This is a genomic window from Mycolicibacter arupensis (assembly GCF_002086515.1).
Taxonomy (GTDB): Bacteria; Actinomycetota; Actinomycetes; order Mycobacteriales; family Mycobacteriaceae; genus Mycobacterium; species Mycobacterium arupense.
The window spans coordinates 111,786-124,962 of the sequence record NZ_MVHH01000007.1 but is presented as its reverse complement, the minus strand read 5'-3'; the positions used below and the strand labels follow the sequence as shown (position 1 = coordinate 124,962).

At 65.6% G+C, this 13,177-nt stretch carries 14 protein-coding genes and 1 pseudogene; 10 read left to right on the top strand and 5 right to left on the bottom strand.

Annotated elements, in window-relative coordinates; translation table 11 throughout:
• Together BST15_RS21220 and BST15_RS05840 are read left to right on the top strand one after the other, a co-directional pair.
• Nucleotides 1-194: pseudogene (locus BST15_RS21220) on the top strand (hypothetical protein); the annotation flags it as partial.
• A 123-nt stretch (nt 195-317) separates the two neighbouring features.
• On the top strand, nt 318-2,537 hold the full coding sequence (locus BST15_RS05840) for an arylsulfatase (RefSeq protein WP_046190247.1): 2,220 nt from the start codon (nt 318-320) through the stop codon (nt 2,535-2,537).
• Between the two features lie 8 nt (nt 2,538-2,545).
• Here the strand turns inward: BST15_RS05840 and BST15_RS05835 are convergent, their stop codons facing one another.
• Nucleotides 2,546-3,250: a TetR/AcrR family transcriptional regulator gene (locus BST15_RS05835; RefSeq protein ID WP_046190246.1), complete on the bottom strand. Its 705-nt coding sequence runs from the start codon at nt 3,248-3,250 to the stop codon at nt 2,546-2,548.
• 84 nt (nt 3,251-3,334) lie between these two features.
• Between BST15_RS05835 and BST15_RS05830 the strand changes: the two genes are divergently transcribed.
• The 6 genes from BST15_RS05830 (at nt 3,335) to BST15_RS05805 (ending at nt 8,676) form a co-directional block, all read left to right on the top strand.
• A complete protein-coding gene (locus BST15_RS05830; protein WP_046190245.1) occupies nt 3,335-3,976 on the top strand; it encodes a GAP family protein in 642 nt (213 codons plus the stop codon).
• Nucleotides 3,977-4,135: 159 nt separating this feature from the next.
• Nucleotides 4,136-4,903: an alpha/beta hydrolase gene (locus BST15_RS05825; protein WP_052751406.1), complete on the top strand. Its 768-nt coding sequence runs from the start codon at nt 4,136-4,138 to the stop codon at nt 4,901-4,903.
• Nucleotides 4,904-4,945: 42 nt separating this feature from the next.
• A complete protein-coding gene (locus tag BST15_RS05820; protein WP_046190244.1) occupies nt 4,946-5,854 on the top strand; it encodes an LLM class flavin-dependent oxidoreductase in 909 nt (302 codons plus the stop codon).
• Nucleotides 5,855-5,908: 54 nt separating this feature from the next.
• Entirely contained in the window at nt 5,909-6,460 is a 552-nt protein-coding gene (locus tag BST15_RS05815; protein WP_046190243.1) for a YaeQ family protein, read from the top strand.
• Between the two features lie 98 nt (nt 6,461-6,558).
• Nucleotides 6,559-7,368: an LLM class F420-dependent oxidoreductase gene (locus tag BST15_RS05810; protein WP_046190242.1), complete on the top strand. Its 810-nt coding sequence runs from the start codon at nt 6,559-6,561 to the stop codon at nt 7,366-7,368.
• A gap of 57 nt (nt 7,369-7,425) precedes the next feature.
• Nucleotides 7,426-8,676 carry an HNH endonuclease signature motif containing protein gene (locus tag BST15_RS05805; protein ID WP_046190241.1) on the top strand — a complete coding sequence of 417 codons (1,251 nt, stop codon included), beginning with the start codon at nt 7,426-7,428 and terminating at the stop codon, nt 8,674-8,676.
• Nucleotides 8,677-8,721: 45 nt separating this feature from the next.
• On the opposite strand, the gene BST15_RS05800 is transcribed toward BST15_RS05805, so the two are convergent.
• Genes BST15_RS05800 through BST15_RS05790 form a run of 3 tightly spaced genes read right to left on the bottom strand, consistent with a single transcriptional unit; the run spans nt 8,722 to nt 10,942 of the window.
• A complete protein-coding gene (locus BST15_RS05800; protein WP_083070848.1) occupies nt 8,722-9,795 on the bottom strand; it encodes an NAD(P)-dependent alcohol dehydrogenase in 1,074 nt (357 codons plus the stop codon).
• Between the two features lie 56 nt (nt 9,796-9,851).
• Entirely contained in the window at nt 9,852-10,415 is a 564-nt protein-coding gene (locus BST15_RS05795) for a TetR/AcrR family transcriptional regulator (protein ID WP_052751407.1), read from the bottom strand.
• An 11-nt stretch (nt 10,416-10,426) separates the two neighbouring features.
• Nucleotides 10,427-10,942, bottom strand: coding sequence for an SRPBCC family protein (locus tag BST15_RS05790; RefSeq protein ID WP_046190239.1), 516 nt, complete (start codon nt 10,940-10,942; stop codon nt 10,427-10,429).
• A gap of 68 nt (nt 10,943-11,010) precedes the next feature.
• On the opposite strand from BST15_RS05790, the gene BST15_RS05785 reads away from it, so the two are divergent.
• Nucleotides 11,011-12,033, top strand: coding sequence for an LLM class flavin-dependent oxidoreductase (locus tag BST15_RS05785; protein ID WP_046190238.1), 1,023 nt, complete (start codon nt 11,011-11,013; stop codon nt 12,031-12,033).
• Nucleotides 12,034-12,066: 33 nt separating this feature from the next.
• Nucleotides 12,067-12,633 carry a dihydrofolate reductase family protein gene (locus BST15_RS05780; protein ID WP_046190237.1) on the top strand — a complete coding sequence of 189 codons (567 nt, stop codon included), beginning with the start codon at nt 12,067-12,069 and terminating at the stop codon, nt 12,631-12,633.
• Nucleotides 12,634-12,651: 18 nt separating this feature from the next.
• On the opposite strand, the gene BST15_RS05775 is transcribed toward BST15_RS05780, so the two are convergent.
• A complete protein-coding gene (locus tag BST15_RS05775; protein ID WP_046190236.1) occupies nt 12,652-13,080 on the bottom strand; it encodes a cellulose-binding domain-containing protein in 429 nt (142 codons plus the stop codon).
• Between the last annotated feature and the right edge of the window lie 97 nt (nt 13,081-13,177).

Here is a 13,177-nt window from a genome sequence, read left to right as displayed (position 1 = left end):
GTCTCGAAGCAGAACCTACGCCCGGCCCCATTTACACCGGTTTCAGGACACGACCGTTGATCCTCGTCAGCATCGCTGTGGTGATCGACAGCGCACGACGGCAGCGACGCCGCCAGACGATCTACGCCGCGGTCATGGTTGGCGTGTTGATCCTGGGCGGGCTGGTTGCGGCGATTTTCAGCAGCATCGCGTGAATGCCGCAAACGTCGGCGCCGCAGCTCTCCCCTGACTTGCGCTCCACTCGACCTGAACCTCGGCCGCCGTTGTGATACTAATGAGGCCTCATTAATCTAGCTAGGTGAGCTGAGGAGTTGGGCATGGGTGCATTCGATGCGGCCGCGCGTGCGGGAGCACCTAACGTGGTCATGATCGTGCTGGACGACCTCGGCTACGCCCAGTTCGGCTGTTACGGATCGGACATTCAGACCCCGGCCATTGATCGCCTCGCCCGCAATGGGCTCAAGTACAGCCGCTTTCACGTAACGGGACTGTGTTCACCGACACGCGCCTCGTTGCTCACCGGCAGGAACCACCATTCGGTGGGAATGGGCTTCCTTGCCGATATCCCGACTGCCCACCCGGGCTATACCGGGAAGATCCCGGCCTCTGCGCCGACGCTGCCGCGCATACTGCGAGATGCCGGCTGGAGCACCATGGCCGTCGGCAAGTGGCATCTGGCGCCTCGCGGTGAACGGACGAGCGCCGGTCCATTCACTCGCTGGCCGTTGGGGCTCGGATTCGAGCGCTACTACGGCTTTCTGCTCGGCGACGCCAATCACTGGGACCCGCAGCTGGTACGCGACAACACGTACGTCGACGGACCAGATACGCGCCCAGCGGGCTACCACTTGACCGAGGATCTGACGGATGAGGCCATCAAGATGGTCGTCGGCCAGCAGCAAGCAGCACCGGGCAAACCGTTCTTCCTCTACTTTGCAACGGGGGCCATGCACTCACCGCACCATGTCCACAAAGCCTGGGCTGACGCCTACGCGGGCCAGTTCGACATCGGCTGGGACGCTTGGCGTGACGCCGTCTTTGCGCGGCAGATCGCCGAGGGTGTGGTACCCGCGGGCACCACCCTCACCGAACGGCCCGCATGGGTTCCGCCCTGGAGCACCCTCACCGACGAAGAACGCGCCGTGTACGCGCGGATGCACGAGGTGTACGCGGGCTTTCTCAGTCATACCGACAGCCAGATCGATCGATTGATCCGCACGCTCGAAGATCTCGATGTCCTGGACAACACCATCGTTCTCGTCATGTCTGACAATGGGGCCAGCGCAGAAGGGGGTGTGTCGGGAACCAGCAACGAACACCGGTTCACCCATCGGGTGCCCGAGTCTGCGACAGACAACCTCGATCAGCTACCGGATTGGGGTGGTACGGCGGGATATCCGCACTACGCGTGGGGCTGGGCCTGGGCCGGCAATACACCTTTCCGCCTGTGGAAACGGTACGCGTGGCTGGGCGGTACACGGGTACCGCTGGTCGTTCACTGGCCGCGTGGCGTCCAGGACGGCGGCGCTGTCCGCTCACAGTTCGCACACGCGATCGATATCATGCCAACAGTGTTGGAGGCGTGCGGGATTCGACTTCCGGGCGGCTCCCCCGACTCCACCGCAAATGTGGTCCACGGGGCAAGTCTGTTGTCGACATTCACGGACGCCGCCGCCCCCGCACCGCGATCCACCCAGTACTTCGAAGTCGTCGGTTCCCGCTCCATCATTGCCGACGGCTGGAAGGCCACCACCGATCACGTGGCCCAAGGCGTGATGGACGAGGAGGTTCTGCTGGAAGGAAGCCGAGACTTCGCGGCTGATCGATGGTCGTTGTTTCGGGCCGACGACTTCTCCGAAGCCCACGACCTGTCGGAGAACCACCCGGACGTGGCGTCGCGCTTGACCGCCCTGTGGGAAGCCGAGGCCGCCCGCTATGACGTGCTTCCACTGACCGACTCGTTGGTGGCGCGGGCAGCCGAGATGGTGTGGCCCGAATTCCCGCCCGGGCAGCGCGTGGTGGTACGACCCTGCGGAGGGCCGGTCGCCGATGAAGCACTGCCCCTGCTGTACAGCAGGTTGTGCGCTGACGTCGATGTTCCCGGCGAGGAAGCCAATGGCGTGCTGTTCGCGATCGGCAACTGGACCGGCGGACTGGCGGCATACGTGATCGATTCCCAGCTGCACATTGCCATCGCAGCCCCGGGCGGCAACATCCGGGTCCAAGCCGATCGGCCGCTGGCACAAGGACGTCGCAGCGCGGGATGTCGGTTACACCGTCTCGACGGCGCCACCCGAGTGGAAGCGGTGATCGACAACACCGTTGTCGGCTCTGCGGTGGCTCCGGTGACGCTGCCCCATGTCTGGCAGCACGGCGGGACATCCTTGCTCCTGGGGCGAGACCGCGGCCTACCGGTGTGCGACGACTATCGATCACCATTTCCATGGAACGGCAGATTGCATTCGGTAACAGTGGAATCCGACCTGGAATCGCTACCTAGTCAGGAACTGCTCAAGGCCGCACTCAAGTCGGACTGATTGACTCGTCACGGGCGCGACGCCTCCAGAGTCTCCGATGAGGCCGGCGCACGAATGATCGCAGCCAACGAATCGATAAGGTCGGAGACGAACAGCGCCGTGGGCGGCGCGTCGGTTGTGGTCGCCCGTTGTCTCTGGTGGTCAGCCACCGCATTCAGGGAACTGATGTAGACGAAGCGAAGCCTTGCCGTGGCGACAGATTCAGGGAGATGCGAAAGATGCTCCCAGATCAACTTATTGAGAGTCTGCCCGTGCTTGGTCAACGAAGGATCAGCCAAGATCCAGGCGTGCCCACCTGGTTCTCCATATCCGTGGAAGAGCAGCTGAGCTACCAGCTCGACATGCCGCTCCCCCCGCTCAGCGCTGCTCACCTGAGGGAGAATCAAGGCCGCAAGCAGGACTCTGAGCTCTATCGGGTGATCCCCCGACACCGCCTCGTCAAGGATCCGTCCCCGGTCTTCATCGATTCGTTCGAGACGATCTTCGAGAATGGCCTTGATCAGGTCCTCTTTGGAGCCGAAGTGGTAGTTGACCACCGCAGCGTTGCTTTGCCCTGCGGCGAGCCTGATTTCATTGAGGCTCACGGCTGCGATCCCCCGGTCGGCGAACATCGACTCCGCCACGGTGATGAGCTTGAGACGCGTCGCTTCCCCGCTACTGTTGCGGCCGCGTTTGCGCGCTTGTTCCCGAACGGGGTCCGACGCCGAGGGCATTGCCTGATGGTACGCAATTTCCTACCAGCAGTATATAATGAGGCCTCATTACTTTAGTCGCCTACGAGAGAGCCTGGGTGCGCGATGCAGGTGGAGCTGGCGTCCTTGGCGCTGGTCATCGCGGTGTCGCCGGCCTCGGTGATTCCAGCGATCCTGATGCTGCACACGCCCCGCCCACTGGCGGCCGGATGGGCGTTCGCCATCGGCTGGATTCTCTCCGTGGCGGCCACGACTCTGCTTTTCGCCGGAATCGCCGGGCAATTCCCTGATATCGGTGGTCCGCCGCCAGAATGGATCCGGCCCGCAACGATGCTGCTGGCAGTGCTCCTGATCTTCGCCGGCGTCGTCGTCTGGATGCGCCGCGGACGCGGTGAACGTTCACCGACATGGCTGCGGGCGCTGGACTCCGTCACGGCGCTGCGGGCACTGGCAGCCGCACCGGTACTGGCTGCCGCGAATCCCAAGGTGCTCTCTGTTTGCGCTGCAGCAGGTTTCAGCATCGGTGCCACCACGCAGACCAGCCTGGAGCAGTGGGGTGATGTCACTGGTTTCGCGCTGCTGGCCAGCGTGACAGTGATGCTGCCTGTGTTGAGCTACGCCATCTGGCGCGAACGCATGAACGAGCCCCTAGGACGGTTCAAGCTCGTACTGGAGCGACACCATGCCGGCATCCTTGCGGTGATCCTGCTTGCCGTGGGGCTGACGCTGTTGATACGAGCGGCGTGATGGGCCCGTCTGTGTCGATGAAAAGGAAAGCCTATGCCTGGAGCCAATTCTCGCCGTCCGAGCCGAAGCCTGAGGGCTCTGCAGAAGCTCATAGTGTTGGCGGCATCGCGCACAGGCGGCACTCACGACGTGCGCAGAACACGCACGATCACCCAGTCGATGGAGTCGCTCCAGCGGACGGTGCGCGGAGTCCAGGAGTCCACCGACTCGGTGGCCGGGGTGCCCGTTCGCTGGTTCCGCCCAGCCCGGGCGGGCGCTGGGCTGATCTTCCACGTACACGGCGGTGCATTCGTTGCCGGTAGTTCCCTGGCGGCCCGTGCCCACAGTCGGCTGGCCCAATCCCACGGTGCCGAACTGGTGAGTGTCGATTACCGACTTGCGCCGGAGCATCCCTTCCCCGCAGCCCTCGATGACGTGTGGGCGGTCTATTCGGAGGTGGCTCGCGACCGCCCTACTGTCATCGTCGGGGAATCCGCCGGAGGTGGACTGGCCCTGTCGCTGGTACGACGAATCCTCGACCACGGCGGAGCTGCTCCGCGGGCTCTGGTGACGCTGTTCCCGTGGGCTGACCTGACCAACAGCTCCGACAGCTTCATTTCGAACGAACACCGAGATGTGCTGTCCCGCCAGGGTCTTTCGCGTAGTGCGCTGGCCTATGCCGGTGACCTTGACCTGAAGACGCCTCTGCTATCGCCGCTCTACGGTTCATTTACCGACTTTCCCCCCACGTTGATCGTCGTCGGCACCCACGACTGTCTACTCGATGACTCCCGCACTGTCTCGGCACTGATGCGCTCCGCCGCTGTAGACGTGACACTCGTCGAGGTGACGGGCGGATTCCACGGTTTCGTCCTTTTACCCACGTCCGAGTCGAAGAACGCCCGCCGGCGAATTTCGTCCTTCGTGGGAGCGGCCTTCAGCAATTGATGAGGGCTCGCCCCCTGCCCCGGCGATCCCTAGACTAGCCGTGTGCGATTCTCCGTGTGGCCGTCAACGACTCAACCGTGGGACGAGGTCCTCGAACTGGCACAGTTCGCCGACGACGGGTTCTGGCACACCCTCTACGTTGCCGATCACTTCATGTCCCCCGGCGACAAGCCCGGCCGGACGAGCGACTGGCTGGAGGCCACCGCCGTCATGGCAGCACTGGCCACCGGCACATCGCACATCCGGCTGGCCAACCTGGTGCTGTCGATGACGTTCCGGCACCCGGCAGTGCTCGCCAACCTCGCGGTGACGGTCGATCAGATCAGCAAGGGCCGTTTCACCCTGGGGCTCGGCGCCGGCTGGCAAGACACCGAACACGAGCAGTACGGGTTGGCCCTGGGTGAGCCCAAGGAGCGGGTGGACCGCTTCGCCGAGGGGCTCGCCGTCATCACGGGGCTGCTGACGAACGAGACGACGACGTTCGAAGGGCACTATTACCAACTGACCGACGCGTTGTGCGAGCCGAAGCCGGTGCAGTCGCCGCTGCCGTTGTTGGTCGGCGGGACGGGTCCGCGGATGTTGCGGCTGGTGGCGCGGCACGCCCACGAATGGAACCAGTGGTCGGCGCCGGGCGGGTTCGGCGAGCGATCGTCGGCGCTGGACGCGGCGTGCGAGAAGGTGGACCGCGACCCAGCCACGGTGTGGCGCTCCACTCAGGCCCTGGTGATCGTCACTGACTCACCCGAATCCGAGGCCCAGGCGAAGTCCGCCGCCGAATTTTCACCGCAACCGGTGGTCTATGGGCCGCCGGAGCGCATCGCCGAAGCCGCGGCAACCTGGCGCGACGAGGGCGTTGACGAGGTGATCGTCCCCGACTTCGGGATGCCGCGTGGTCCGGGGCGTCTCGACACCTACCGGGCGTTGGCCGAGGCATTCACGCCGCTGACCTGAGCGCTCACAGCGGCCCGACTGCCCTGGCGACAGCGCCTGGGTGGACACTATGACGTGGCCCTTTCTGCAACCGTATTCAAAGTAGAACTCGGCGTCTCCGATGTCGATCATGGTTACTACGCCGATCATGCGCTGACCGTGGCCCGTCACCCCAGCGAGAACGATGAGCGGATGGTGGTGCGGCTGCTGGCCTTTGGGCTGCGCGCACACCGACTCGCCGACGTCGACGGTGAGTTGGCGTTCGGGGCGGGCCTGTCCACCCCTGGCGTGCCGGACCTGCGCCTGGCTGACTACACCGGCCGGACCCTGGAGTGGATCACCGTCGGCCAGCCCGACGAGCGAGCCCTGGGCAAGGCGGCCGGGCAGTCCGACCAGGTTCTGCTGTTCCCCTTCGCCGCCGGCGCGGCCACTTGGTGGCGCACCGTCGGCCCCAAAGTGGCAGGCCTGCCGAACCTGTCGGTGGTGCAGATACCGCACGCACCGGTGCAGCAGCTGGCCCAGACTGTCGATCGCCGGATCTCGGCCCAGGTGATGGTGATGGAAGGCGAGGTGACGATGACCGTGGGAGGAGTCGACGTCACCTTCACGCCCGAGACGTTGATGTGAAGAAGCACTCAGAGCCTCTCCCCCTTGCCGACCCGGAATAAACCCGCGCCCGCAGCACTTGGCTCAAGAGTCGCCCCTTCAACGGCTCAGGAGCAGCTATGGCCCGTCCCCTACGCGTCGCCGTTCAGATTCAGCCCGGTGGCACGCCCGACTATCGCACGTGGCGCGACGCCGTACTGGCCGCCGACGACCTTGGTGTCGACGTCATCTTCGGCTACGACCACTTCCATCGCCCGGCGATGGAGGCCATCGTGGATGGCAAGCCCGTGCTCGCAGAAGACCAACCTGACGTCGCCAACTTCGAGGGCTGGACCGCACTCGCGTCGTGGGGTGAGATCACCTCACACGCCGAGATCGGCCTGCTCGTCACCGGCGTCGGCTACCGCAACGCAGACTTGCTGGCCGACATGGCTCGCACCGTCGACCACATCAGCGGCGGACGGCTGATTCTCGGTCTGGGCGCTGGATGGTACGAAAAGGACTACACCACCTACGGTTACGAATTCGGCACCGCAGGCTCGCGATTCGATCTGTTCGACGAGAGTCTGATCCGTATCGAGAAGCGCCTCGCCGCACTGGTTCCCCCACCCGTGCGCAAACTGCCGATCCTCATCGGCGGCACTGGCCCTAAGCGCGCACTTCCTGCCATTGCCCGCCACGCCGACATCTGGCACGCCTTCCAGGACGTCGAGGCGTACCGCGGGTCCAGCGACCTCGTCGACGAACTTGCAGCCTCGTTCGGCCGCCGCGGCTCGGATATCGAACGCTCAACGCTCTGGGTGGACGCCCCCAGTGCCGACGCCTTCCGCGAGGCGGGCGTCACGCTGTTTCAGACCGAGCTCACGTCCGATGACGGCTACGACCTCACCTCGCTGAAGCAGGTATTGAGGTGGCGAGACAACGGGTGAGCGCCCCGCGCGCGCTTCGTGCCCAAACTTGTCGTACCCCCCTGCAATGCTGATGTCATGTCCCCCACTGCACCGACGGCCACCGCGGAACCGCACGCCGCAGTGCGGCTTGAGGTGCTCTTCGACGAGCTGGCCGAGCTGACCGGTCAGCGCAACGCGATCGATGGGCGGATCGTCGAGATCGCCGCGGAGATCGAACGTGACGAGTTGTGGGGCATTACCGGGGCACGCTCCGTTGCGGCGCTGCTGGCCTGGAAGACCGGCTCGGCACCGAACAACGCCGCCACGATCGCCGCTGTGGCGCATCGGCTTACGGAGTTTCCGCGCTGCGCCGAAGGTATGCGGGAGGGCCGATTGTCACTGGACCAGATTGGCGTGATCGCACACCGGGCGGGCCCGGGATCTGATGAGCACTACGCGCAGCTGGCCGGCGTCGCTACCGTCACGCAACTGCGCACCGCGGTCAAGTTGGAGCCGCGTCCGGATCCGGATCCCCTGCCCGAACCGCGGGCGTCGATCACTAAGACGTCCGACGCCGAGTTCGACTTCTGGCGAATCGCCTTGCCGCACACAGAGTCGGCGAAGTTCGAGGCCGCGCTGCACTCGCATCATGACGCACTGCTGACCGAGTGGAAGCGTGACCGCGAGGCCGGCGGCACGGGGGCCGATCAACAGCCCCCGATCCCAACGAATGTCGATGCATTCATGCGGCTGGTCGAGACCGGGTGGGATGTCGAGGCGCAGCGTCGCCCCCACGGGCAACGCACCACGGTGGTGATGCACGTGGACGTCAAGCAGCAGGTTGCCGCCCTGCACCTGGGTCCCCTGCTTTCGGATTCCGAGCGGCGGTATCTGCTGTGCGACGCCACCTGCGAAGTGTGGTTTGAGCGCGAGGGCGAAGTGATCGGCTCCGGTCGCTCAACCCGCACAATCAGCCGCCGGCTCCGACGCGCCCTCGAACACCGACACCCCACCTGCGCCGTTCCCGGCTGCGCTTCCACCCGCGGTCTGCACGCCCACCACATCAGGCATTGGGAAGACGGCGGCGCCACCGAGCTGGCCAATCTGGTACTGCTCTGCCCGTATCACCACCGTTTGCACCACCGAGGCGTTATCACCATCACCGGCCCCGCCGACAACCTGGTGGTAACAGATCGCGACGGCCGGCAACTCTCTCCGGGATCGTTAGCCCGGCCCCCGAGCACTCCACCACCAGCGGTCCCGCCCTGCCCCGGGCCTACCGGCGAACGTGCGAACTGGTGGTGGTACGAGCCGTTCCAGCCGCAAGCACCGCCGACCACCAACTAGCCGACGCCAGGCTTGTACGTCGGCGTCGTGATGCCATCCAGCGCGTCACTCGAAGACAACGACTTGGCGTCCGACCACGTCGCCACGCCCCAGCGCCTCAAGCCTGTCATTGATGTCGTCGAGCGCGACGGTGGTGATGGTGTGCTTGATCTGGCCCGCAGCGGCGAGCGCCAGGACTTCGGTCAAGTCGTTGTAGTTCCCCCAGAACGACCCGAAGTAGGTCAGCTCCGTACCGACAATGGCGTCCAGCGGGACTTCCACCTTGGTGCCCATGAGGCCCACCGATGCGATCGCTCCCTCTGGTTCGAGGATGGCGAAGTTCAGTGCGATGGATTCCGGCGAGCCGACGCAGTCGAGGACCGCATCCACCGTGCGGCGGCCCGTGAGGCTTTCGAGCTGATCCTGAACTTCGGCGCTTCCCATGTCCCGGGTGTTGATGGTGTGATCCGCACCGTTTGCCCTAGCTACCGCAAGCTTGTCGTCGGTGCGGGAGAAGGCCACCACCGTGGCACCTCCGCCAAGCAACTTGGCATATTGCACCCCGTAGCCGCCGAGCCCACCGATTCCGGCGACGACCACGGTCCGGCCGGGCCCGAGCTTGTCGGCATCCCGCAGCTTCTTCATTCCCCGAAATGGTGTGAGCCCGGCATCGGTCAGCGGAGCGCGATTCTCTGGTTTCTGGCCTTCGGCCGCCGGCACCGCAAGGAGGCGACGGTAGGGCACCGCAACATATTCGGCGAAGCCGCCCGGCGGCCCGAAGCCGATCCATCCACCGGTTCCGTTGCACAACTGCTCATTACCGTTACGACAGTGCCGACAGGTTCCATCCCCCCACCCTGGATTGACCACAACCAGATCGCCCTCGGACAGACCTGCCGAGTTGGGTACGGCAGAGCCCAGCCCAGCGACGTGGCCGGCGACCTCGTGACCGGGTATGGCCGGGAACTCCATCGGCGCGGCAGCGGCAAAGTACTCGTCGATCAGCTGATAGTCGCTGCGGCACATTCCGCATGCGGCGACCTTCACAAGAGCCTCGTCAGGCCCCGGGTCCGGTACCGGGACTTCCTCCAGACGAAACGGCTGGTGATATCCGTACATGAGCGCCGCCCGCATCTTCATGGTTGCTGCTCCCCCCTGCGCAACGGATCGGGTTCCGGTACCTCATAACACTGCCATCAGTTCGCGAGCGATGGAAGCGATTCCGCCACGGATTCCAGCGGCGCCAGGCTGCGCGTGATCCGGCACAGGGTGATCGCGCCGTGCAGAGTGGACAAGGCCGTGTTGGCCAGCACTTCGGCTCGCTCAGCAGTGGCGCCCTCGGCCACGTAGGCGGCGGCGACGGCGTCGCGCCACACCAGATAGATCTCGGCGGCACGGCTGGCCAATTCCTCTTCTCCCACAGCGGGATTCACGGCCGCAGCCGCCACCGGACAACCGGCCCGGAAATCGCTCTCGGTCAGCACCGTGGTCCAGAACGTGATCGCGCGCGCGATCACGGCCCCAGATCCGCCCTTAGCGGCAGCGCGCTGGATCATTCCGGCGTAGGACTCCCCCGCATATTCGAGCGTTCGCCGCTGCAGCTCGGCCCGTCCGCCCGGAAAGTGGTGATAGACCGAACCGCGCGGGCACCCGCTGCGGGCCAGCACTTCGTCGATGGAAAGCCCCGCAGCGCCGCGCTCGCGCATCACCACGATCGCCGCATCCAACATGCGACGCCGTGTCTCTCCCCGCGGCGGCATCCGAAAAGGTCCTAACCCGCGGCGCCCGATTCGGTATCGCTGCCGCACAATTCGGCGATCCCACGCAGGTTCGCCTTGAGGCCCTCGCGCCATTCGGCCAGCCGATTGTCGATGATCCGGCCTTCCTTCTCCGGCATCCGGTCGATGGCGAAGCTCAAACCCGAACGGCCCGGCCCCATCCGGCCCCACTGCCGCACCAGGGTGCCGTCGCGGACGGGCTCGACCTCAAAGCCCCAAGAAGCGGTCGGCTGGCCCTCGGCGCCGGCCACATCCCAGACCCAGCGGCGGCCCTCCTCGACCTCCACGATCACCGACTCGGTGCTCCACTCGCCTAGTGCAGCGTGCGTATTGCGGCCACGGAATCGGTTCCCCAACGCGACCGCGTCACCCTCGATCCACTCCACGGCGGCCAGCTCGGGCGAGAATCGCGCCGGCAGAGTCACATCGGTGACGAGCTCCCAGACTCGCTGCGGGTCGGCGGCGATCACCACGGACTCCTGAACGATCGGCGTATCCCGGTAGCGCATCGGCGTTCCCTTCCCAAAACTATGTTTCAGAACATACTGTAGGGCCACCGCCATAGGAAGGGGCAAGAATGCGAGTCGGAGTCGCTGTCCAGCCGCAGGAGCCCGACGCCGTCGAGTTCGCACAGGCCGCAGAACACCTCGGCGTTGACTCCCTGTGGGCGCCGGAGATCTGGGGCTACGACGCCCTGACCGGCCTGTCCTATCTGGCGGCCCGCACCACCTCTATCGGGTTGGGAACGTTCGTCGTGCAGCTGGGCTCGCGCACACCGGCCATGCTGGCCGGATCGGCCCTGAGTCTGCAGCAGCTGTCGGGCGGCCGCTTCACCTTGGGGATCGGTGTCTCGGGCCCCCGCGTCATGGAGGGCTGGCACGGCGTGAAGTTCGAGCACCCGGTGCAGCGAACGCGGGAGACCATCGACATCGTGCGGATGGTTGCCCGCGGTGAGCGACTGCAGTATTCGGGCACGCAATACCGCCTGCCGCTGCCGGACAGTCGCGGCGCCGCGCTGGTTCCGGCGCTGCTCCCGGCAGAGCTGCCCATCTACGTCGCCGCCATGGGTCCGGCCAACCTGCGCCTGACCGGCGAACTTGCCGATGGCTGGCTCGGCAATGCCTTCATCCCCGAGCTGTCCGACGTCTTCATCCAGCCACTGGCCGAGGGCGCCGCACGCGCAGGCCGCGACCTGATGGCGCTGGACCTGGTGGCACCGGTCGCACTGGAAGTCACCGAGGATCAGGCCCGCACCGACGGGCTCATTCGCGAGCACGCCGCCGGCTACGCCTTCACCATCGGCGCGATGGGCGCCGGCAAGGAGAACTTCTATAACCAGGCCTTCGGCCGCCTCGGTTTCAGCGAACAGATCGACGAGGTGGCTCGCCTATGGCAGCGCGGCGATAAGGAGGCCGCCCGCGCCGCGGTCCCACTGGAGCTGGGCGGGCTCACCAACATCATCGGCGATCGCGAGCGGATCGCCCAGCGGGTCCGCGCGTATCGCGATGCCGGCGTCGGCACCCTGCTTGCGAAGGTGTCGGGCTCCGTCGAAGAGCGCGTCGCCGCACTGGAAGTCCTGGTGGCCGCCGCACGCAGCTGAGGCCCTCAGTCCAGCCAGGGCAGACTGGGCGGTATGGGCAAGCTCATCTATGGCTTTACCGTATCGACCGACGGCTACATCGCCGACGCACAAGGCAGCATCGACTGGAGCGAACCGAGCGACGAACTGCACCAGTACTGGAACGATTTCGAGCGGCAGACCGCGCTGTCGTTCTACGGGCGGCGGCTCTACGAACTGATGTCGGCATATTGGCCGACTGCCGACGAGGACCCGGACGCTGCACCCATGATCGTGGACTTCGCCCGCATCTGGCGGGCCATGCCCAAGGTGGTGTTCTCACAGACCCTGGAGTCGGTCGGCTGGAACTCCCGACTGGAGCGCGGCGACCCCGTCGAGGTGGTGAGACGACTGAAGGCCGAAACCGAAGGGAATCTGGAGGTGGCCGGAGCGACCTTGGCTGCACCGATCGTGCGGGCCGGCCTGGTGGACGAATACCGGCTCGTGATCGCGCCCACCGTGGTGGGAGGTGGCACCCCGTTCTGGCCGACGCTTCCGTCGTGGATCTCACTGCGACTGGTGGAGAACCGCACCTTCCCCGGCGGCACGGTCTTGCTGCGTTACGCGGCCGAGCAAAACTGATCGGAGCGGCCGGCGCCCTCAGATGCAGAGAAACTGCCTGTTGAGCATGCAGTTCACCGGCGGTGAATACGTCCCGGACAGCACTCCCCGAAAGCCACCCGTGGCCGTGCCACCCGGCGCGATGATGCGGTTCCAATTCACCGGGGCGAGAACGTAGTGCGTGCCCGATCGGCCGACGCTGCTGCTCCACGCGTGCGAGATGGATTCATTTGCCGGAAGGTCGAATTCGAGCCGCCAATCGGTCATCGGCACCGCGCTCCAGTTGGTGATGGTGAAGCGGGCGATGAAGCCGGTCTGCCATGTCGAGGTCACCGACAACGTCGCGGTGGCCGCGGCAGCGTGGACCACCGCGGTGGTGGCGAATCCGAGGATGAGGACCATCGCCGCCGCCACGGCGACGTGAAGCGCTGTGCACCAGCGTTTCACGCGACGGTAGAAGGTGGCCATAGCTGCCAACCCTAAAACCCCGCGATCTCAATCGGCTCACGCTGCGGGCCCGCCTGCAGGACTTTTGTCCAACTGAAACCGTCATGTGACGTGTCGA

What these genes read in the sequence shown, in the direction of transcription:
- BST15_RS05780 (WP_046190237.1), top strand. Translation starts at nt 12,067, where the DNA reads ATGGGCAAGCTCATCTATGGCTTTACCGTATCGACCGACGGCTACATC.
- BST15_RS05810 (WP_046190242.1), top strand. Translation starts at nt 6,559, where the DNA reads ATGGCCCGTCCCCTACGCGTCGCCGTTCAGATTCAGCCCGGTGGCACG.
- BST15_RS05840 (WP_046190247.1), top strand. Translation starts at nt 318, where the DNA reads ATGGGTGCATTCGATGCGGCCGCGCGTGCGGGAGCACCTAACGTGGTC.
- BST15_RS05775 (WP_046190236.1), bottom strand. Translation starts at nt 13,080, where the DNA reads ATGGCCACCTTCTACCGTCGCGTGAAACGCTGGTGCACAGCGCTTCAC.
- BST15_RS05800 (WP_083070848.1), bottom strand. Translation starts at nt 9,795, where the DNA reads ATGAAGATGCGGGCGGCGCTCATGTACGGATATCACCAGCCGTTTCGT.
- BST15_RS05790 (WP_046190239.1), bottom strand. Translation starts at nt 10,942, where the DNA reads ATGCGCTACCGGGATACGCCGATCGTTCAGGAGTCCGTGGTGATCGCC.
- BST15_RS05830 (WP_046190245.1), top strand. Translation starts at nt 3,335, where the DNA reads ATGCAGGTGGAGCTGGCGTCCTTGGCGCTGGTCATCGCGGTGTCGCCG.
- BST15_RS05835 (WP_046190246.1), bottom strand. Translation starts at nt 3,250, where the DNA reads ATGCCCTCGGCGTCGGACCCCGTTCGGGAACAAGCGCGCAAACGCGGC.
- BST15_RS05805 (WP_046190241.1), top strand. Translation starts at nt 7,426, where the DNA reads ATGTCCCCCACTGCACCGACGGCCACCGCGGAACCGCACGCCGCAGTG.
- BST15_RS05785 (WP_046190238.1), top strand. Translation starts at nt 11,011, where the DNA reads ATGCGAGTCGGAGTCGCTGTCCAGCCGCAGGAGCCCGACGCCGTCGAG.
- BST15_RS05795 (WP_052751407.1), bottom strand. Translation starts at nt 10,415, where the DNA reads ATGCCGCCGCGGGGAGAGACACGGCGTCGCATGTTGGATGCGGCGATC.
- BST15_RS05825 (WP_052751406.1), top strand. Translation starts at nt 4,136, where the DNA reads ATGGAGTCGCTCCAGCGGACGGTGCGCGGAGTCCAGGAGTCCACCGAC.